The following is a 21582-nucleotide window of genomic DNA, read 5'->3' on the forward strand; positions in this document are numbered from 1 at the left end:
AACTGCTATAACTGTTGGACATGCTAGGGGAGTTCAAATTTTATGTGCACAAAATTATAATTTGCCTATTTATGAATATACTCCTCTTCAAATAAAACAGGCTATTACAGGATTTGGAAGAGCATCTAAAACCCAGATGCAAAAGACAGTTACTACTTTGCTAAATTTGAGTCAGATACCAAAGCCAGATGACGCTGCAGATGCTTTAGCAATTGCTCTAACACAAGTATTTAGTCAAAGATTTAAAGAACAATTTAGGATGAATTAATGATAAGTTATATAATTGGAGAGGTAAAATACATTAATGAAGATAGTTTTATTATTGAAAATAAAAATCTTGGATTTTTGATAAATTCTTCATTAAACACTATTAGTAAGCTTGAAATTAACAGTGAATATAAGATATTTACTAAAATGAATGTAAGAGAAGATGATATATCTTTATTTGGATTCTCTTCTAAAGAAGAGCTTGAAATGTTTGAACTTTTAACTAGTGTATCAACCATTGGACCTAAAAATGCTATAGCAGTTTTATCATCTTTAAATGTAGATAAGATTAAATTTGCCATAATTAATAACGATATAGATACACTAATTAAGGCTAAAGGTATAGGTAAAAAAACAGCATCAAGAATTATACTCGAGCTTGTTGATAAGGTTAAGAAGATGCCAATAAACAATATTGATGATTATGAAATAAATACTACAAAAACCAATAGTGAGATTAATGTAGCAAGAGAGGCTTTATTAAATCTTGGGTATGAAAGAAATAGTATAGATAAGGTATTATTTGACTTAAAGGATACTGATCTTACATTAGAAGAAATAATAAAGGAAAGCTTAAAAAAGATGATTTAGGGTGATTTAATGTATGATAATAATGATAGGATAGTAGGCAGTAATGAACAGTTGAATGATTCATACAAGGAGCTATCTATTAGACCTAAATGGTTAAAAGACTATATAGGACAAGATAAAGCAAAGGAAAAACTTAAAATATTTATAGAATCGTCTCTGAAAAGAGGAGAATCTTTAGATCATGTTTTGTTACAAGGTCCCCCAGGACTTGGTAAAACTACTCTTTCTAATATAATAGCTAATGAATTAGGTGTAAACATTAGAATTACAAGTGGTCCTGCTATAGAAAGACCATCGGATCTTGCAAGTATTCTTACAAATTTAGATAAGGGAGATGTTTTATTTATTGATGAAATACATAGGATAAATAGATCAGTAGAAGAAATACTTTATCCAGCTATGGAAGATTTTGCTTTGGATATTATAGTAGGTAAGGGACCAAATGCCCAATCTATAAGGATTGATCTAGAGAAATTTACTTTAGTTGGTGCGACAACAAGAGCAGGAATGCTTTCTGCGCCTTTAAGAGATAGGTTTGGTGTTCTTTTATCGTTAAATCTATACAATAATGAAGATTTGACTCGAATTGTAAAAAGATCTGCTGGTATATTAGATATATCTATAGAAGATAGTGGAGCATATGAAATAGCAAGAAGGAGTAGGGGAACTCCTAGAATTGCCAACAGACTATTAAGAAGAGTAAGAGACTATGCAATAGTCAAGAAAGATGAAATAATCGATTATGAGACATCCTGTGAAGGATTAGAGCTATTAGAAGTTGACAATATGGGTCTTGATAGTATGGATAAAAAAATTATACTTACAATGTATGAAAATTTTTCTGGAGGACCTGTGGGTATTGATACAATAGCTGCTTCAACAGGAATAGAAAATGTCACTATAGAAGATGTTTATGAACCTTATCTTCTTCAAATAGGATTTTTAACAAGAACTCCTAGGGGTAGAATGCTTACTAAAAAGGCTTATAGACACTATAATTTGAAATATGAGGATAAGAATGAAAACAGATGATTTTGATTACAATTTACCTGAAGAACTAATAGCTCAACATCCAACTGAAAAAAGAGATTATTCAAAACTAATGGTAGTTGATAGAAAAACAGGAAAAAGAGAAGATAAACATTTTTATGATATTATAGATTACCTAAATGAAGGTGACCTTCTTGTAATGAATGATACTAGAGTTATTCCTGCAAGGTTATTTGGGCATAGGCCTTATAAGGAAGAAAAGATTGAAGTTTTTCTACTAGAAAATATAAAAGATGATTTTTGGGAAGTTTTAGTAAGACCTGGTAAAAAAATGCAAATAGGAACAGAGTGTATCTTCTCTGATAAACTAAGATTAAAGGTTATTGATATAAAAGAAGACGGTAATAGAATTGTAGAATTTTATTATTGTGGAATATTTAGAGAAATTCTAGATGGTTTGGGAAATATGCCTTTACCACCATATATAAAAGAGAAATTAAAGGATAAAGAAAGATATCAAACAGTATATTCAAAAATACCAGGTTCTGTAGCAGCTCCTACAGCTGGACTCCATTTTACTAAAGATTTGTTGGAAAAAATAAAAAACAAGGGTGTTAACATTGCCTTTATTACCCTAAATGTTGGTCTTGGAACTTTTAGGCCAGTAAAAGTAGATGATGTAAAAAATCATAAAATGCATTCAGAACATTACAGTATTAGTAAAGAAACAGCTTGTTTGATTAACAAAACTAAAAAAAACAATAAAAGGATAATATCAACAGGAACTACAACTACAAGAACACTTGAATCAGTATATAAAAAGAACAATTGTATAAAAGAAGACTCTGATTTTACAGATATTTTTATTTATCCAGGTTTTGATTTTAAAGTTATTGATTGTCAGATAACAAATTTTCATTTACCTAAGTCGACTTTAATTATGCTAGTTTCAGCTTTTGCAAGCAGAGATATAATACTGGATGCTTACAATGATGCTGTAGCTAAAAAATATAGGTTTTTCAGTTTCGGAGATGCGATGTTTTTAAAGTAGGAGAAAAAATGCCGATAAAATATGAATTAATAAAAAAAGATAAGTACTCTAATGCAAGGACAGGAATTATTCACACAGAACACGGAGATATTCCAACGCCGATTTTTATGCCTGTAGGTACCAAAGCAAGCGTTAAGGCAATGACTGTAGAGGAACTAAAGGAAATTGATGCTAAAATTATTTTAGGAAATACATACCATCTTTATCTAAAGCCAGGAATGGATATTATGAAAAAAGCTGGTGGACTTCATAAATTCATGAATTGGAATCGTCCAATTCTTACTGATAGTGGTGGATTTCAAGTCTTTTCTTTATCAGAAATGAGAGATATATCTGAAGATGGAGTTGTTTTTAGGTCTCACATAGATGGATCTAAGCATTTATTTACACCAGAAAAATCAATAGAAATTCAAAATGATATTCATTCTGATATTATGATGAGTTTTGATGAGTGCATTCCATATCCAGTCGATCATGATTATGTAGAAAGATCTGTATATAGAACTATAAGGTGGGCAAAAAGAGGTTTAGACTATCATAAGGCTAATTCACACAAAGATCAGTCTCTGTTTGGTATTATACAAGGTGGTATGTATGAAGATTTAAGAAAGATATCTGTAGAAGAAACCTGTGCTATGGATTTTGATGGATATTCAATAGGTGGTCTTTCAGTAGGAGAACCAAAAGAAGAAATGATTAGACTTCTTAGATACACTACACCACTTTTACCAGAAGATAAACCTAGATATAATATGGGTGTTGGAAGTCCAGACTTTTTATTTGAGTCATTTGAAACCGGTATAGATATGGCAGATTGTGTTCTACCTACTAGAATTGCAAGAAATGGAACCGCTATAACATCTCATGGAAGACTTGTTGTAAGAAATGCATTATATAAAGAGGATTTTTCTCCTTTAGACCATGAATGTGATTGTTATGTATGTAAGAATTACTCAAGAGCTTATATTAGACATTTAGTTAATGTAAACGAAATTTTAGGTGCAAGATTACTAACCTATCATAATCTATATTTTTTATTAAAAATGTGTGAAAACATTAGGAAAGCAATTATGGAAGATAGGTTCTTAGAATATAAAAAAGAGTTTTATACAAAATACGGCTATGATTCCTAAATTAGAATATATAGTACTTATTATTTTAGCTTTGATATTTTACTTCACGACCATTAGAGAAGATCAAAAGCGTAAAGAAAATAAAAAGTTTATCAAAAAAAATATAAAAATAGGTTCAAGAGTTATTACAGAGTCTAAGATTATTGGTGAGGTCATAGAATATGATAACACAGAGTGTTTGATAGTAACAGGAAAAGACGATAAAATTTCATATATTCTTATAGATTTTAATTCCATAGAATCTTTAATTGAGGCTTAATGCCTCTTTCTTTATATTAACTATAAAAATGGTATAATTTAATAACAAGAGAGGTAATAATGAATAAGTGGTATATATTTAATAAAAAAAACAATTACAAAGAAAATCTAAAAAATAAAAATATAAGTAAACTTCAAGCTTTGATATTAGCCAATAGAGATATTTTAGATCCGAAAGTTGTGGATTCTTTTATAAATCCAAGCCTAGATAAACTTCATGACCCTTATTTATTACCTGATATGAAAGAAGCAATTGATTTAATAGTTGATACTATGGAAAAGGGTGAATCTATCAGAATATTTGGTGATTATGATCAAGATGGAATTAGTTCGGTTATGACCCTCCTAGATGGTTTATTATATTTTTATGATGATATTAGCTATGATATACCAGATAGGGTAATGGATGGTTATGGCATAAGTGACAGGATGATAGATGAGGCTATAGATGAAAGGGTAAGTCTAATTATTACTTGCGATAATGGTATTACTGCAATAGAACAAGTAAAAAAACTCAGAGAAAATGGCATAAATGTTATTGTAACTGACCATCATCAAGTAAAAAAAGAAGGTGATAGTGAGTGGTTAAGACAAATCTTGCCAGACGCTAATGCAGTAATTAATCCAAAAAGATTAGATAGTACTTATCCTTTTGATGACTTATGTGGGGCTGGTATAAGTTTTAAGTTGATGCAGGCTCTATATAAGAGACTTGATGCAGATGAAAATTACCTATATGATTTGTTGGAATATGTAGCTATGGGTACAGTTTGTGATATAGTTTCATTGACAGACGAAAATAGGATTTTTGTTATAGAAGGTTTAAAAAGGATTAATAATACTGATAAATTAGCAATAAAAGCACTTTTAGATGAAAACTCTTGGAATAAAGAGGTTACTGCATATACTCTAGGTTTTGTAATAGGTCCATGTATGAATGCAAGTGGAAGACTTTCTACAGCAAAGCTTGCTGTAGATTTAATGTTAGAACAAGATTCAGAAAAGATTATTACATATGCTAGAAAACTTGTAAGCTTAAATAATGAGAGGAAAGATTTAACACAAGAAGGTCTTCTAAAGACTTTAGATATAATTAATGATTATAAATTATATAATGATGATATTATAATAGTTCATACTCCAAATATTGAAGAAAGTATTTGTGGTATAATTGCTGGAAGGATTAAGGAAAAATACAACAAGCCTTCCATAGTTTTTACAGAAAGTAAAGATAGGTCAATTTTAAAGGGATCAGGTAGAAGTATTGAAGCTTATAATATTTATAAGCAAGTATATGTTTTAAGTAGTATGTTAGAGTCATTTGGAGGTCATCCAATGGCTTGTGGACTTTCTATTAAGAAAGATTTAATAAATGATTTTAGGTTAAAACTTAATAATAAATCGCCATTAAAAGAATGCGATTTTGAAACTATAATCAATATAGATGCTAGAATTCCTATAGAGAAAATATCATTGGAGCTTGCCCAAAGTTTAAATAATTTTGAACCATATGGAAAAGATAATCCAAAAGCAAAATTTGCGGACAAAGATTTAGCTATTAAATCAATAGATATAATTGGCAAAAATAAAGATATATTGAAGCTTATTCTAAGTAAAAATGGTAGAGATATAAATGCTATAAAATTTAGTGCAGTAGAAGATTATAAATATCTTGTAGATAAATTTGGCTCAAATATAGTTGGCTCAAAGATTGACGCTGTATTTTATCCAGAGATAAATGAATTTAGAAATAAAAAAAGCTTACAACTAAGGCTTATTGATATAAGGTAGGTACCTATGGCAAAAGATTTTCAAAAAGAATTTATAAAATTTAAAGAGATTATTTTAAAAAACAATAAAAAGGCAGATATAAATTTAATTAAAAGAGCATATGATTTTGCCGAATATTATCATAGGGGCCAAAAAAGAAATTCAGGAGAAGATTATTTTATCCATCCAATAGCTGTTGCCACAACAATTTCAAATATGCAACTTGATGATCAAACTATTTGTGCAGGACTAATGCATGATGTATTAGAAGATACTACAGTAACTGAAGATGAAATGAAAGAAAAGTTTGGCGAAGAAATTACATTTTTAGTAGATGGAGTAACCAAGCTCAAAAATCTAAGCTATAAAACTAAGGAAGAAACACAAGCAGAAAATATCAGAAAGATGGTTCTAGCTATGAGTAATGATATAAGGGTTATCCTTATAAAACTTGCTGATAGACTACATAATATGAGAACACTAGAATATAAGACTGAGAAAAAGCAAAAACAAACTGCAAGGGAAACTTTAGAAATTTATGTTCCACTGGCCCATAGGCTTGGTATATATACAATGAAATGGGAGCTTGAGGATTTATGTTTTAGATATCAAAATCCAGAAGAATATTATGAGCTTGCTCAAATGGTCCATACTAAAAGAAGAGAGAGAGAACAATATATTAATGAAATAATTCAGACATTAGATAAATCTTTAGATGGATCAAATATAAATTTTGAAATTTCAGGAAGACCCAAGGGACTTTATTCTATATATAAAAAGATGACTCGTAATAAAATAGAATTTAATGAAATATATGATTTAACTGCCGTAAGAGTCTTAGTAGATACTGTTGCTGAATGTTATGAAGTTTTAGGAAAAGTTCACTCTATTTGGCGTCCAATACCAAATAGGATTAAAGATTATATAGGACAACCTAAGCCAAATGGTTATAGGTCTTTGCATACAACTGTTTTTGGTGAGGATTCGAAACCTTTTGAAGTTCAAATAAGAACTAGACAAATGCATTATGAATGTGAGTATGGTATAGCTGCACATTGGAAATATAAGGAAAATAAGTCTAAATCAACTGAATTTGATAAAAAGCTTACATTCATAAGGCAAATTATGGAATGGCAAAAAGAAGGTGGTAAAGATGTTGATAGTAAGGAGTTTTTAGATACATTAAAGGGAGATTTTTTTTCGAAAGAAATCTACATTTACTCTCCAAAAGGAGAAATTTATTCATTACCAGTCAACTCTTGTGCTATTGATTTTGCTTATAGAATCCATACAGAAGTTGGAAATATGTGTGTGGGAGCCAAAGTTAATGGAAAAATTGTTCCTTTTTCGCATAAACTAAATACTGGAGATGTTGTTGAGATTTTAACTAGTAAGAATTCTCAAGGACCTTCTAGAGACTGGTTAAACATAGTCCAATCTAATCAAGCAAAAAGTAAGATAAAACAGTTTTTTAAAAGACATCGTAAAGAAGAAAATATTGAAATAGGTAAAGATAATTTATTTAGAGAGCTTAGAAAAAATAACGAAATTTACAAAAGAGATATCAAAGATTTTTGGCTTGAAGAAGTTGCGAATGATTTAGGCTTTCCAACTCCTGACGAAATGTATGCATCAATTGGCTTTGGTAGGACAAATACTGAACAAGTAATACAAAAACTTATTAAAAAGCATAAAGATGAAATACCTAAAACCGAGTCAAAAATAGATATTAAGAGGACTTCTTCAAAAAAATCTTTTTCAAATGAAGTTAGGGTTAGTGATTTAGATGAAGAAGTTGAGGTGAAGTTTGCTAAATGTTGCAATCCGGTTCCAGGAGATAAGATAGTTGGCTTTATAACAAAAGGAAATGGCATAAGTGTGCATGTAAGAACTTGTCCTAATATTACAAATATTAAGACTCCAGAGAGATTGATTGATGTATACTGGCAAAATAAAAAGGATGATGAATTTCCTGTTAAGATCCAAATAACTACTATTGATGGTACTGGAATAATTTTTGAAATTACAAAATTAATATCTACTGAAAATGTTAGTATAGAAGCTATGAATGTAAGAAGTAATGAAAAACATGAAGGAATAATTGACCTAACAGTTTTAGTTCCAAACACTGATAAACTAAATGAATTGATTATGAAACTTAAAACAATTAAAACAATAGAAAGTATTTATAGGTTGAAAAGTTAATGAGAGCGATAGTACAGAAAGTAAAAAAAGCAAAAGTTGAAGTAGCGGGTGAACTTGTAGGAAAAATCAGCAAGGGTTTTTTAGTTTTTGTTGCGGTTACTGATAGAGATAATAAAGAAGACATAGACTATATAAAAAAGAAAATAGAAAAACTTAGGATTTTTGAAGATGAAGAAGGTAAGATGAATCTATCTGTTAAAGATGTAGGTGGTGATATTTTAATAGTTAGTCAATTTACATTATATGGAGATGTTCGTAAGGGTAATAGACCTTCTTTCATAAATTCGTCTAGTGCTGATAAGGCAAAAGAATATTATGAAATACTAATAGAAGAATTAAAAATAGACGGATTTAAGGTTGAAACTGGTAGATTTCAATCACATATGGAAGTATCATTGATAAATGATGGTCCCGTAACTATACAATTAGATAGTGAAAAAATATATTAGCGAAAGGTATTTTATGTATATCAAAAAAATTGAAGATGGTCCAATGATGGCTAATTGCTATATTGTATATGATGAGTCGAAGAATGGTTTTTTAATAGATCCAGTATACCCTAAAGGTAAAATCGAAAAATTTATAGAAGTTAATAATATAAAAATAGACTTTATTTTATTAACCCATACTCATTTTGATCATTTATTAGGTCTTAAATATTTCAAAAATAAGTATAATGTTGATGTATATGCCAGTGAGGATAGTAAAGATATAGCTAAAGACCCTGATTATAATCTGTCAAGAGGATTTAGAGACCTAGATATAGAAATAAATAGATTTCTTAAAGACGGAGAGATTTTTTCAAAGTATAATATTAGAGCAATAAAAACACCCGGTCATAGCTTGGATTCCATGTCTTATAAATTAGGTAATAATATTTTCACTGGAGACACTCTTTTTAAACAATCAATAGGAAGAAGTGATTTTCCAGGTGGATCTTACAATAATCTTATTTCATCTATTATTAATAAATTATTTATATATGATGACGATGTTATTATATATCCTGGTCATGGTGAAGAAAGTAAAATCGGATATGAAAAAAGAAATAATCCATTTTTAAATTAGGAGGTAATATGGAATTTAAAAGAAGCCATATGTGTGGTCAATTAAGAATAGAAAATGTTGGAGAAAAAGTTGTTTTAATGGGTTGGGTAGCCAAAAAAAGAAATCTTGGCTCTTTAGTATTTATAGATCTTAGAGATAAGACAGGTATTACACAAATAGTTACTAGAGATGAAGATAAGTATAATTACCAAATTCTAAAAGATGTTTCACAAGAATATGTCCTTGAAGTTAAGGGTAAAGTTCGTGAAAGAGAATCTAAAAATCCAGATATTCCAACAGGAAATATAGAAATTGTAGCAGAAAAAATAAACATATTAGATAAGGCTAAAACACCTCCAATTTATATTAAAGATGATGATGATGTTTCAGAGAATCTTAAATTAAAATATAGATATCTTGATATGAGAAAGCCTTCAGTACAAAGAAATCTTAAGCTAAGATCTGATATTGTAAGAAGTATGAGGGAATATATGTATGATATGGGATTTACAGAAGTAGAAACTCCATTTTTAACTAAACCTACTCCAGAAGGTGCAAGAGATTATTTAGTACCATCAAGAGTTAATCAAGGTAAATTTTATGCACTGCCTCAATCTCCACAATTAATGAAACAATTGCTCATGATTGGTTCTTTAGATAAATATTTCCAAATAGTTAAATGTTTTAGAGATGAAGATTTAAGAGCAAATAGGCAACCAGAGTTTACACAATTAGATTTAGAGATGAGTTTTGCATCACAAGATGATGTAATAAGTGTAAATGAAGGCTTGCTCAAAAAACTATTTGATCAATTTACTGATTATAACTTACAGCTACCTATTCCTAGAATGGATTATAGTGAAGCGATGAACTCTTATGGCTCAGATAAACCTGATTTAAGATATGGTTATAAAATTAATGATATTTCAGAAGTATTTAAAGATAGCGATTTTAATGTATTTAAAGATAATATAAAAGAAGGATATTCAGTTAGAGCTATCAATTTTACATCTTTATCTGATTCTTATTCTAGAAAACAACTAGATAAACTAACAGACTTTGTAAAAGACTATGGTCTAAAAGGATTAAGTTATATTAAATTTAATAGTGACGATAATATTAATTCATCTATAAAGAAATTTTTAACGAATGATATAGTTAAAAAGCTGAAGGAGAAATTAGATATAAAAGATGGAGATTTAATTTTAATAGCTGCAGATAAAGACAAAAACGTACTTGAAGGTCTCGGTGCTTTAAGAAGAAAAGTTGCAAAGGATAATAATTTATACGAAAAAGAGTATGCATTTTGTTGGGTAGTAAACTTTCCTATGTTTGAATATAGTGAAGAGGAAGATAGGTATGTTTCTCAACATCATCCTTTTACAATGCCTAATGAAGAAGATATAGATTTATTATTAACAGAACCTGAAAGAGTAAGAACCCAAGCTTATGATATAGTAATTAATGGAGATGAAATGGGTGGAGGTTCTGTTAGAATCAATAATCAAGAATTACAAGAAAAAGTATTTAAGGCTTTAAAGTTGTCAGATGAAGACATTAAAGAAAAATTTGGATTTTTTATAGAAGCTCTACAATATGGCACACCTCCACATGCAGGACTTGCTTATGGGCTTGATAGAATGGTTATGTTATTTGCAAAAACAGATAATATTAAAGATATAATAGCATTTCCAAAAACTCAGTCTGCTACATGTCCTTTAACACATGCTCCAAGTATTGTAGATGATAAAAGCTTAAATGAATTAAATATAGAAATAAAAAAATGAAAGAGGTTATATGGAAATTATTAGTAAAAAAGGAATAGTTGTTGAAAATAATAATGGTAATGTTAAAGTTATGATTCAAAGAGATTCAGGATGTGGATCATGCTCGACATGTGGAGGTTGTGAAGTTAAACCTTCATACTACACAACTTTTACTAATGATGACCTAAATCCTGGAGATTTTGTATTTCTTGATAGTGATGTAAAAACTGTAAACAAAGTAAGTTATTTAACTTACTTGTTTCCAGTTTCAATGATGACTATAGGAGCTATTTTAGCCAATACTGTATTTTCTAATAAAGGATTTGATGAAAATCTACTAACATTGTTATTTATAGTTGGATTCTTACTAATTTCATTAATTATTTTAAGAGTTTATGATAAAAGATACAAGAATAAGAATTTAATTAAAATTAGAAAAATATAATTAGATATAAAATGGAGATAATATGAATGCACCAATAGTAACCTTAGTGGGTAGAACAAATGTTGGTAAATCTACCCTTTTTAATAAATTAGTTGGAAAAAGGAAGGCCATTACTGAAGATGTAAACGGAGTAACAAGAGATAGGGTCTACGATAAAGTAGAATGGACTGGTCATGAATTTATACTTGCAGATACAGGTGGGCTTGATATATCAAATAAAGATATTATGAATCAAGAAGTTAAATCACAAGTTGAAAAAGCTCTGTTCGAATCAGATTTGATTCTTTTTGTTGTTGATGGAAGAGAAGGAATTAATCCTCATGATTCAGATATAGCAAATGAAATTAGAAAATATAATAAAAAGGTAATAATTGTTGCGAATAAAATAGATCGCGGTAAAATTCCAGATCACTTATATGATTTTTATAAATTTGGATTTGATGATCTTATAGCTATTTCTGCAGAAGGTTCTAAAAACTTAGGGGATCTTTTAGATAAGATAATTTCTTTTATAGATTTTTCAAAGTTTGATACAGATCTTGACGCAACAAGAATTGCTATTATAGGTAAACCTAATGCTGGTAAATCATCTTTAGTAAACTATTTGCTTAATGAAGACAGGATGATTGTAACAAATATTGCAGGAACTACTAGGGATGCTATTGATTCATATTGGCAATATAATAATAAAAATTATGTCCTTATAGATACCGCAGGTCTTAGAAGGAAAAATAAGGTAATCGATAATATAGAGTATTATGCTAACCAAAGAACATTTGATGCTGTTGATAGTTCTGAAATTTGTTTATTTTTGATAGATGCTACAGTAGGTGTTACAGAACAAGATGCTAAAATAGCGGGATATGCTCACAATAGGAATAAGGCAATTATTATAGCTGTAAATAAATGGGATATAGTTAAAAAAGATACTAACACCATGAAAAATATGGAAATGGATATAAGAAATAAATTATCTTTTGCTTTATATGCACCTATAATATTTATATCGGTATTAAAGGGACAAAGGATCACTGATCTTTTAAATTTGATTGAAATTGTTGACAATAACTATCATACAAGAATAAAAACAGGAATACTTAATACAATATTACAAGATGCAATTATGATGAATCCTACACCACAAGATAAGGGAAAAAGGTTGAAAATATTTTACATCTCTCAAGTTCAAACGGCACCACCAAAATTCTTACTTTATGTTAACGATAGGCAACTTATGCATTTTTCTTACCTTAGGTATATGGAAAATCAAATTAGACAAAATTATAGCCTAAAAGGAGTTTCATTTATATTTGATGTAAGAGAAAGGAAAGAAAAATGATATATATATTGATAGCTATAATTTCATATCTTATAGGCTCTATTCCTTTTTCATATATAATTGGAAAAATATTTTTTAAAAAAGATATAAGAAGCTTAGGTAGTGGAAATCCTGGAACAACAAATGTATTTAGAAATTTTGGTCCTTTGGCTGGATGCTTTACCTTATTTTTAGATATAGCAAAGGGATTGGTTGCTGTGTACATTCCTTTGTTCTTTTATGGGAATAGTTTTGCTTTACTTGCTCTAGTATTTGTTATAATTGGTCATATTTTTTCAATATTTTTAAAATTTAAGGGTGGAAAAGGTGTTGCAACATCTGCAGGAGCTTTGTTTGCTTATGATTTAAGAGTATTTTTTATACTTTTATTTGCTTTTGTAGTAGTTTTTCTTATAACAAGAACAGTATCAAAAGCATCTCTTACAGCTGCATTTTTGGCACCTTTTATAGCTTATTATTTCTATTCTATGCACGCTTTTACTATAGTTATATTTATAGTCGCAGTATTTGTAATAGTAGAACATAGGAGTAATATAATAAGAATTAAAAATAATGAAGAAAAGAAAATGTTTTGAGGAAAAATATGGAAATTTCAATAATAGGAGCAGGATCATGGGCTAGTGCCATAGCTTGTGTTTTAGCTGAAAATAACAAAGTTTTAATGTATGCTAGAAATGAAAAAGATGTTAACAATATAAACAATAAGCATATTAATAAAAAATATTTTCCTAATAAACTATTAAACAAAAATATTAGGGCAACTGATAATATTGAAGATCTTTTTAGAAATAAAATTTTAATTAATGCTATTCCAACTCAAGCAATCAGAGAGGTTTTAGAAGGGGTTAAAGAAAAGCTAAGCAATAAAATATTAATAAATCTTTCTAAAGGGATAGAGATTAAAACATATAAGAGAATTTCTGAAATTATTGAAGAATTAAATAGCAAGTGTCAGTATGCGGTATTAAGTGGACCATCTCATGCAGAAGAGGTTATTGATAAAATGCCAACAGCTTTGGTTTGTGCATCAAAAAATCAAAAAATCGCTTTAAATGTACAAGATTTATTTACCTGTGATTATTTAAGAGTATATACTTCGGATGATGTGATAGGAGTAGAAATTGGTGGAGCTATTAAGAATGTTTTAGCCTTTGGAATAGGTATGGCAACAGGATTAAAATTTGGCGATAATACAAAGGCTGCTATAATGACTAGAGGAATTTTTGAGATGAATAAATTCGCTATAAGTCATGGAGCTTCTAGTAAGACTATTAATGGATTATGTGGTATTGGTGATTTAATTGTAACTGCTACAAGTAATCATTCAAGAAATAATAGGTGTGGAATTTTAGTCGGAAAAGGCTATAGCTTAGATGAAGCGATGAATGAAGTAAAGACGGTTGTAGAAGGAATACCTACTACCAGGGCACTTTATGAACTATCAAACAAGGAAGGTTTGGATCTACCAATAACTACTGAGATTTATAGAGTTTTGTACGAAGGTCAAGATCCTAGCATATCAGTAAAAAATCTGATGAATAGGGATAAAAAAAGTGAATATTAGGTGGTATTATGACAATTAAGGATAATATAAAATCAATAGAAAATGATTTGAAAAATTACGATGCTATGCTTTTAGCAGTTAGTAAAACTCATGGCATAGAGAAAATCAAAGAAGCTTATGACTGTGGTCTAAGAGATTTTGGTGAAAATAAAGTCCAAGAGCTTATTGGAAAAATAGAGCTTTTAAATAAGGATATAAATTGGCATTTAATCGGTCACCTACAATCAAATAAAGTAAATAAAATCGTAGGTAAGGTTAAATTAATTCACTCAATAGATTCACTAAAAATTTTAGATAAGGTTAATTCTAGAGCAAAAAATCTTGGCATAGTCCAAGATTGCCTTATACAAGTAAATGTTTCAAGAGAAGCGACAAAGTTTGGTATTTATATAGAAGAAATTGAAAACTTTATAAATGAGGCTAAAAATTTAGATTTTATTCATATAAAAGGTTTAATGACAATTGCTCCAGATACAGAAAATAAAGAGCTAATTAGAAGCTGTTTTAGACAGCTTAAAAAAATATTCGATAAATTATCCAATTTAAGTTATAATAATATTGATATGATATATCTTTCAATGGGAATGACTAACGATTATAAGATAGCCCTTGAAGAAGGTTCAAATATCGTAAGAATAGGGTCAAAAATTTTTGGTAAAAGGATGTACAATAATGTTTGAAAAATTTAAGGATTTTATAGGTATTAATGAAGAATACGATGACTATGAAGATGATAATGAAATGAGAGAAGAAGAAAAAAAAGAAGAAAATATAGATAATACTTATACACCTAGTTCTACATATGACTATAAGACAAGTACTAATCTAAGTGATACTAGTAGTGTATATTCTTCTTATTCAAATAATTACTCTTCAAATAATCAACAAAGAAAAACTAGGGGAGGAGATAACATACTTAGTATGAACGATTCTAATAAAAACTTTAGTCAAAGTTCATCTTCTAGGTTTAGAATTTCAATTCAAGAACCAATTTCTTATGATGAAGATGGTCCTAAAATAGTTGATGATATACTAGATAAAAAAGTAGTAGTACTTAACTTAGAAATGCTAGAAGTTGATAAAAAAAGACAAATATTAGACTTTGTATCTGGGGCTGTATATGCACTAGATGGTAAAGTAGAAAAAGTATCAAAAGGTATATTTGTAATATGTCCTAAGGGGATTGATATAGATAATTATGTTGAAGATCAAATTTCTACAGGAAATTATAATCAATTATAGATCGGCTAAAGTCGGTCTTTAATTTTTATTATGAAATTAAAATATAATATAGATTTTGTTGAAGATAAGTATATTAAATCTAATTTAAAAAAAGCTATATCAGTTTTAGAAAAATCTTTCTATACACACAAAGAAGTTTCTAGCTTTTTTTTGAATCCATTTGAAATTAAGATTATTAAAGATATAGCACGATTAAATAGTATTGATATAGTATTTCTTTCTCCTAATATAAAAAGTGAAAGAAAGATATTTATAGCAAATCCTTACTCTTCAAATCTTAATAGTAAGGACTATTTCAGTGTCTTAGAATTTACTCACAAAGATATAAGACATCCAGATGTTTTAGGATCACTTATGAATTTAGGTCTTGAAAGAAATGATATAGGAGATATATTCATAGAATATGGTATTTGTGAATTTGTAATTTTAAATAAAGAGAAAAATTTTGTTAAATTTAATCTTAGTAAAATAAAAGATGAAAGTATAAATCTTAAATTTAAAGAAGATAATACTATGCAAAACTTAGATATTGAATATAATGAATTTATGGGATTTGTTTCTTCGCTTAGACTTGATAATATAATCTCCGAACTAATTAATCTTTCAAGAGCTAAAGCTAAGAATATAATTAGCAGAAGGTTAGTTAAAATTGATTATCAAACTATAGATAATCCATCAAAGGAAGTTCAAGAGGGTAGTCTTATATCTATTAGGTCTTATGGAAGATTTATCTTTGATGAAATTAAAGGATTAAGTAAAAAGGGAAATTATCGAATAAAGTATAGGAAGTACAAATGATTTACACAATAATTATAATACTAGGAATTTTATTAGACAGAATTACTAAAGTATATGCTAAAAATATTTTTATAGAAAATCCTGTCTATACTAAGCTTATAAATTTAATATATTTAGAAAATAAGGGTGCTGCCTTTGGTATTTTACAAAACAAGAGGATGTTTTTTATAATTCTTACCTTAGTTGTAGTTACTTATCTACTTTATTATTTTATTAAAAATGTAAAAACAAATCCAAAATTATTAAATATTGCCTTATCACTTATAATATCAGGAGCTATAGGAAATTTTTATGATAGATTGATACACTCATATGTAGTAGATTTTATTGAATTTTCATTTATTAATTTTCCAATATTTAACATCGCTGATATTTTAGTTACAATGGGATCATTTCTTTTAATTGTATTTATTATTTTTGGAGAAATGGATGGTGAAAAAAATGTCAGTAGTATTAGGAAATGATTGGGATGAAATATTGAAAGATGAATGGACTAAGGATTACTATTTAAATTTGAGAAAAAATCTTATAAAAGAATACAAAAATTATACCATTTATCCCAATATGTATGATATATTTAATGCCTTAAAAAAGGTATCATATGAGGATAGCAAAGTTGTTATAATAGGTCAAGACCCATATCATGGAAAAGGTCAAGCTCATGGTTTTTCTTTTTCTGTTAGGAAAGGTATAGCTATACCACCATCTCTTTTAAATATATATAAAGAGTTAGCAGATGATCTTTCTCTTTATATACCAAATCATGGAAACTTAGAGAAGTGGGCTGATCAAGGAGTTTTATTATTAAATTCAGTATTAACTGTTAGGGCTGGTTTTGCTAATTCACATAAGGATTTGGGATGGTCTATACTAACTGATAATATAATAAAAAAATTAAATGAAAAAAATGAACCATTGGTTTTTATCTTATGGGGTAAATTTGCTCAATCAAAAGAAGTATATTTAACAAATCCAATGCATTTAATAATAAAAAGTCCTCACCCATCACCTTTTTCAGCACACAGAGGATTTTTTGGTTCAAAACCATTTTCAAGAACAAATAAATTTTTAGAAGAAAACAATTTAAAACCAATTGATTGGCAAATAGAGAACCTAGAATTATAATTCTAGGTTCTCTATAATTAGCGATTTAACTATATTTAAGATATTAGCTATGTTATATACACCATCTTCCATTATAGTAATAAGATTTTTATCTATTTTATAGCTATTTTTATTTTCTATATTAAAATTATTTATAGTTACAAAGCCTTGTGCATTTTTTGAAATATTTCCATATAAAACCAATAAATCTAATTCTATTTTTTTATAATTGGTTTTTAAAATATAATTACTTGATGAAAAATAGGAATTGAGAAAAGTTTTATTAGATCTCAAAATGATTTTAGCCACATTATTGTCAATATTAGCATTATCTATATATATAATATAATCATTTATATTAATTGAAAGTTTTTTATTTATTATCTCACCAATATTAGCTAGAGATTCTGTAGCGATCAGATCATTCTTATTATGGATTAAAATAGGCCAAGGTTTATTCCTTGATTTTAGATCATTATTTAATTTACTTATAACCTTATACCTAGATGGATCATTTCTAAAAATTCCAATTCTTTTTTCCATATCCATAAGCTTCATTGAATCCAAGGAAAGAAATTTACGTTTTGATTTAATTAGTTTATATAGATCTAAGCAATTAGGCCATATAGGATTTAAATTATGGTATTCAAGCCTTATATTTAGAAAGGGAATATCAAATATATCACCATTATAAGTTATCACTTTTTTATTTTTTACTTTTTTAAGATAAATTTTTAATAATTTAATCTCTTCCTTATCTGTTTTTGCAAAATATTGATCTATATAAAAATCATTTCTTTTATTATCAAAATATATAAGACCTAAGACAACCAAATTTTCGAATTGGGCATTAAGTCCAGTAGTTTCTATATCTAAAATCAATTCATCTTTATCTATATTCTTCTTTTTATATCTATATCTAACATTAAGCATAAAATCATTATACCAATATTTGATTTTATATGCTTGTAATTATATAATAAACTAGTTAAAAGGAGTGATAATATGATTTATTTAGATAATGCAGCAACAACAAGAATGTATGATGAAGTAATAGATATTGAAAAAGAATTTGAAAGAAATTATTTTGCTAATCCATCTGCTTTACATAGTTTTGGAATGGAAGTTGAAGAAAAAGTTAAGGAAAGTAGAAAATTTATTGCAGACTATATTGGTTCAGACGAGAATGAAATATTTTTTACTAAAGGAGCTACAGAGTCTAACAATATTATTATAAATTCCTTTAAATCTTCTGAAAATACTGCAATAACATCAAAACTTGAACATGCATCTGTAATTGATACATTTAATAATACCCAATTTAAGGAAGTTAAATTAGTAGATAATGATAATTTTGGTTTTATTGATATAAAAAATTTGGAAAATTTAGTTGATGATAAAACCAATCTTATTTCTCTTATATATGTTCAAAACGAGATAGGCACAATTCAAAATGTTAAAAAAATAAATGAAGTGATAAGAAATAAAAATAAGAATGTATTCATTCACTTAGATGCTACTCAAGCTTTAGGTAAAATTGATTGTAATGTGAAAAATTTAGGTGTTGATGCCCTAAGCTTCTCGTCTCATAAAATACATGGCCCTAAAGGAATAGGTGGGCTATATATAAATAAGAAAAAATTAGGTAAAATTAAAACTTATTTATTTGGTGGAAGACAAGAACTTGTTTCATCAGGCACACTTAATGCACCTGCTATATATGCATTTTATAAAGCACTTAGTTTGTCAAAAGAAAAAGAGGATATAGATTATGTAAAAAAACTTAATTTATACCTAAGAAATAAAGTTATGGATAATATTGAAAATATCCATGTTAATTCCAGCATAGAGAATTCAAGCCCATATATATTAAATATTAGTTTTGAAAAAATCAAATCTGAAATTTTACTTCATATGCTAGAAGAAGATAAAATTTATATATCAAGTGGCTCTGCATGTTCCAAGGGTAAGGATAATAGAATACTTGATGCAATAGGATTAGATGATAAATATAAAGATGGTTCTATAAGATTTTCATTTTCAAGTGATATAAGTTTTGAAGATTTAGATAAAGTAGTAAGAAGTTTAAAGAAACATGTAGAAGAAATAAGGATGGTATTTTAATGAATGATTTATTATCAGTAAGTTTTGGTGAATTATTTTTAAAGGGTAAGAATCGAAATAAATTTTTTAAATCTGCTATCAATAATATAAAAAGAAATATTAAAGATATAGGTTATGATGATATGTATCTTGAAAGTTCAAAACTTTACATAAGTGCTGATAAGGAGAAATTTGATAGCTTAATTATAGAAATAAAAAAAGTATTTGGAATAATTTATATATCAAAAATAAAAAAATGTGATAAGGATATAAACAAGATAGAAGAAGCCACATCAGAAATTTTAGATAATATGGATTTAAAAGATAAAACATTTAAAGTAGAAACTAACAGAGTTGATAAGTCTTTTGATATACAATCTCCAGAACTATCTAGAATAATTGGTGCTTATATATTAAAGAAATATGCTAGTAAAAATAACCTTAGTGTCAATGTTCATAATCCTGATTTTAAAGTTTTCATTGATATAAAAAAATATGCTTATATTTATGCAGATAGAATAGAGGGAAATGGTGGTCTTCCTGTAGGCTCTAGTGGTAATGGTCTTCTACTTTTATCAGGAGGCATAGATTCTCCTGTTGCAGGGTATATGATGGCTAAAAGAGGAATGAAAATCAATTGTATTCATTTCCATTCATATCCATTTACATCAAAAAGAGCTTTAAATAAGGCACTAGACCTTGCAAAAATCCTATCTCAGTATACTGGTGAAATGAAAGTATTTTCAATAAACATGGCTGAAATATATAAAGCAATAAATAAAAATTGCAACAGAAATCAAACTACTATTTTATCTAGAAGATTTATGATGAGAATATCGGAAAAAATATGTCAAAAAAATAATTATGATGCCATAATTACGGGAGAAAGCTTAGGGCAGGTAGCAAGTCAAACATTAGAATCAATGAGCGTAATTGGAGATGCTACAAATTATCAGATATTTAAGCCTCTTGTTGCCTTAGATAAGATAGAAATAATTAATAGAGCTATACATATGGGATCTTATGAGAAATCCATAGAGCCTTATGACGATTGCTGTTCAATATTTGCGCCATCGAACCCAATAACAAAACCTAAATTAAATTATATAAAAGATAGTGAAAAAAAATTATCTATAGAGAAATTAGAGTCTGAAGCTATTGAGAATATGGAAATATTTGACATTTAATTTGACAAAAAATACAAATATTGGTAATATATATAAGTAAACCGCTCAGTATGGGTTCTGATCACCTTGACTGGCGAGAATGTAAACAGGAGGTGTACTATGTACGCTATAATTAAGACAGGTGGAAAGCAATATAAAGTATCAGAAGGCGATTTAGTTAGAATTGAAAAACTTAATGCTGAAATAGGAGAAAATGTCAACTTTGAAGAAGTTCTTTTAGTTGAAAATGAGGGGGACCTAAAAGTTGGTACTCCAATACTAGAAAATGCTAAGGTTGAAGCTACTGTAAAAGACCAAGCAAAAGACAAAAAAATTGTTGTATTTAAATACAGACCTAAAAAAGCATCTAAGACTAAAAAAGGTCATAGACAACCATATACTTTAGTGGAAATTAACAAAATTTCTTGCTAATGATTGATGTTACTTTATTATTAAAAAATAAAAAAAAAATTGGATTTAAAATCCAAGGTCATGCAAATTTCGATGAGCATGGATTTGATATAGTTTGTGCAGCAGTATCAACGCTAGCTTATACATGCATTAATAGTCTTGATTTTTATAATTATAATCTAGAATTTCATGATGATAATGATATAATGTGTGTAGTTGTAAAAAAAGCTAGTAGTCAAAGTAATGTTATTTTACAAACTTTTGAGATAGGTATAAAAACACTGCTTACAAATTATAGCGAATATATTAAATTAAACTATGAGGAGGTTTAG

25 protein-coding genes are annotated in these 21582 nt (G+C 28.0%); 24 read left to right on the forward strand and 1 reads right to left on the reverse strand.

Going from position 1 to position 21582, the window contains the following annotated elements:
- The 20 genes from SOR60_RS00325 to SOR60_RS00420 all read left to right on the forward strand — a co-directional run.
- Positions 1–268 (forward strand): crossover junction endodeoxyribonuclease RuvC (locus tag SOR60_RS00325; protein WP_320594931.1); only part of this gene is annotated, 268 nt, incomplete at its 5' end.
- Positions 268–858 (forward strand): Holliday junction branch migration protein RuvA, encoded by a 591-nt coding sequence (ruvA, locus tag SOR60_RS00330; RefSeq protein WP_154538728.1) that lies wholly within the window; start codon positions 268–270, stop codon positions 856–858. The genes SOR60_RS00325 and ruvA, both read left to right, overlap by 1 nt.
- A gap of 9 nt (positions 859–867) precedes the next feature.
- A complete protein-coding gene (gene ruvB, locus SOR60_RS00335) occupies positions 868–1890 on the forward strand; it encodes a Holliday junction branch migration DNA helicase RuvB (RefSeq protein WP_154538729.1) in 1023 nt (340 codons plus the stop codon).
- Complete coding sequence (gene queA / locus SOR60_RS00340; RefSeq protein ID WP_320594932.1) at positions 1877–2899, forward strand: tRNA preQ1(34) S-adenosylmethionine ribosyltransferase-isomerase QueA; 1023 nt, start codon at positions 1877–1879, stop codon at positions 2897–2899. Before ruvB ends, queA begins: the two co-directional genes overlap by 14 nt.
- 8 nt (positions 2900–2907) lie before the next feature.
- Positions 2908–4032 carry a tRNA guanosine(34) transglycosylase Tgt gene (tgt, locus tag SOR60_RS00345; protein WP_320594933.1) on the forward strand — a complete coding sequence of 375 codons (1125 nt, stop codon included), beginning with the start codon at positions 2908–2910 and terminating at the stop codon, positions 4030–4032.
- Entirely contained in the window at positions 4022–4291 is a 270-nt protein-coding gene (gene yajC / locus SOR60_RS00350; RefSeq protein ID WP_154538732.1) for a preprotein translocase subunit YajC, read from the forward strand. The genes tgt and yajC overlap by 11 nt, the downstream gene beginning before the upstream one ends.
- A 59-nt stretch (positions 4292–4350) precedes the next feature.
- Positions 4351–6081 (forward strand): single-stranded-DNA-specific exonuclease RecJ, encoded by a 1731-nt coding sequence (recJ, locus tag SOR60_RS00355; protein WP_320594934.1) that lies wholly within the window; start codon positions 4351–4353, stop codon positions 6079–6081.
- 6 nt (positions 6082–6087) lie between these two features.
- Complete coding sequence (locus SOR60_RS00360; RefSeq protein ID WP_176269331.1) at positions 6088–8265, forward strand: RelA/SpoT family protein; 2178 nt, start codon at positions 6088–6090, stop codon at positions 8263–8265.
- The gene (dtd, locus tag SOR60_RS00365; protein ID WP_154538735.1) at positions 8265–8714 is read left to right on the forward strand and encodes a D-aminoacyl-tRNA deacylase; all 450 of its coding nucleotides are present in this window, start codon (positions 8265–8267) and stop codon (positions 8712–8714) included. The genes SOR60_RS00360 and dtd overlap by 1 nt, the downstream gene beginning before the upstream one ends.
- Before the next feature lie 13 nt (positions 8715–8727).
- Positions 8728–9333: an MBL fold metallo-hydrolase gene (locus SOR60_RS00370; RefSeq protein WP_154538736.1), complete on the forward strand. Its 606-nt coding sequence runs from the start codon at positions 8728–8730 to the stop codon at positions 9331–9333.
- An 8-nt stretch (positions 9334–9341) separates the two neighbouring features.
- On the forward strand, positions 9342–11099 hold the full coding sequence (gene aspS, locus SOR60_RS00375; RefSeq protein WP_154538737.1) for an aspartate--tRNA ligase: 1758 nt from the start codon (positions 9342–9344) through the stop codon (positions 11097–11099).
- Between the two features lie 10 nt (positions 11100–11109).
- A complete protein-coding gene (locus SOR60_RS00380; protein WP_154538738.1) occupies positions 11110–11523 on the forward strand; it encodes a SoxR reducing system RseC family protein in 414 nt (137 codons plus the stop codon).
- 22 nt (positions 11524–11545) lie between these two features.
- Positions 11546–12862 (forward strand): ribosome biogenesis GTPase Der, encoded by a 1317-nt coding sequence (der, locus tag SOR60_RS00385; protein WP_154538739.1) that lies wholly within the window; start codon positions 11546–11548, stop codon positions 12860–12862.
- Positions 12859–13437: a glycerol-3-phosphate 1-O-acyltransferase PlsY gene (gene plsY / locus SOR60_RS00390; RefSeq protein ID WP_154538740.1), complete on the forward strand. Its 579-nt coding sequence runs from the start codon at positions 12859–12861 to the stop codon at positions 13435–13437. The genes der and plsY overlap by 4 nt, the downstream gene beginning before the upstream one ends.
- 8 nt (positions 13438–13445) lie before the next feature.
- Positions 13446–14426, forward strand: coding sequence for an NAD(P)H-dependent glycerol-3-phosphate dehydrogenase (locus SOR60_RS00395; RefSeq protein WP_154538741.1), 981 nt, complete (start codon positions 13446–13448; stop codon positions 14424–14426).
- Positions 14427–14434: 8 nt separating this feature from the next.
- Positions 14435–15106, forward strand: a complete 672-nt coding sequence (locus tag SOR60_RS00400) for a YggS family pyridoxal phosphate-dependent enzyme (protein WP_320594935.1) — start codon at positions 14435–14437, stop codon at positions 15104–15106.
- Positions 15099–15668, forward strand: a complete 570-nt coding sequence (locus SOR60_RS00405; protein WP_154538743.1) for a cell division protein SepF — start codon at positions 15099–15101, stop codon at positions 15666–15668. Before SOR60_RS00400 ends, SOR60_RS00405 begins: the two co-directional genes overlap by 8 nt.
- 30 nt (positions 15669–15698) lie before the next feature.
- Positions 15699–16466 carry a YlmH/Sll1252 family protein gene (locus tag SOR60_RS00410; protein ID WP_154538744.1) on the forward strand — a complete coding sequence of 256 codons (768 nt, stop codon included), beginning with the start codon at positions 15699–15701 and terminating at the stop codon, positions 16464–16466.
- Positions 16463–16930, forward strand: coding sequence for a signal peptidase II (lspA, locus tag SOR60_RS00415; RefSeq protein WP_154538745.1), 468 nt, complete (start codon positions 16463–16465; stop codon positions 16928–16930). Before SOR60_RS00410 ends, lspA begins: the two co-directional genes overlap by 4 nt.
- The gene (locus SOR60_RS00420; protein ID WP_154538965.1) at positions 16908–17591 is read left to right on the forward strand and encodes a uracil-DNA glycosylase; all 684 of its coding nucleotides are present in this window, start codon (positions 16908–16910) and stop codon (positions 17589–17591) included. The genes lspA and SOR60_RS00420 overlap by 23 nt, the downstream gene beginning before the upstream one ends.
- Here SOR60_RS00420 and SOR60_RS00425 read toward each other — a convergent pair.
- Complete coding sequence (locus tag SOR60_RS00425) at positions 17586–18503, reverse strand: ribonuclease H-like domain-containing protein (RefSeq protein WP_154538746.1); 918 nt, start codon at positions 18501–18503, stop codon at positions 17586–17588. The genes SOR60_RS00420 and SOR60_RS00425 overlap by 6 nt on opposite strands.
- Positions 18504–18575: 72 nt before the next feature.
- Between SOR60_RS00425 and SOR60_RS00430 the strand changes: the two genes are divergently transcribed.
- From SOR60_RS00430 to SOR60_RS00445, 4 genes are all read left to right on the forward strand, one after another.
- On the forward strand, positions 18576–19694 hold the full coding sequence (locus SOR60_RS00430) for a cysteine desulfurase family protein (RefSeq protein ID WP_154538747.1): 1119 nt from the start codon (positions 18576–18578) through the stop codon (positions 19692–19694).
- Complete coding sequence (gene thiI, locus SOR60_RS00435; protein ID WP_154538748.1) at positions 19694–20860, forward strand: tRNA uracil 4-sulfurtransferase ThiI; 1167 nt, start codon at positions 19694–19696, stop codon at positions 20858–20860. The genes SOR60_RS00430 and thiI overlap by 1 nt, the downstream gene beginning before the upstream one ends.
- Positions 20861–20959: 99 nt before the next feature.
- The gene (gene rplU / locus SOR60_RS00440; protein ID WP_176269330.1) at positions 20960–21271 is read left to right on the forward strand and encodes a 50S ribosomal protein L21; all 312 of its coding nucleotides are present in this window, start codon (positions 20960–20962) and stop codon (positions 21269–21271) included.
- Complete coding sequence (locus SOR60_RS00445; protein WP_154538750.1) at positions 21271–21582, forward strand: ribosomal-processing cysteine protease Prp; 312 nt, start codon at positions 21271–21273, stop codon at positions 21580–21582. The genes rplU and SOR60_RS00445 overlap by 1 nt, the downstream gene beginning before the upstream one ends.

Source organism: Anaerococcus porci, from assembly GCF_034090325.1.
In the GTDB taxonomy this organism is placed as follows: Bacteria; Bacillota; Clostridia; order Tissierellales; family Peptoniphilaceae; genus Anaerococcus; species Anaerococcus porci.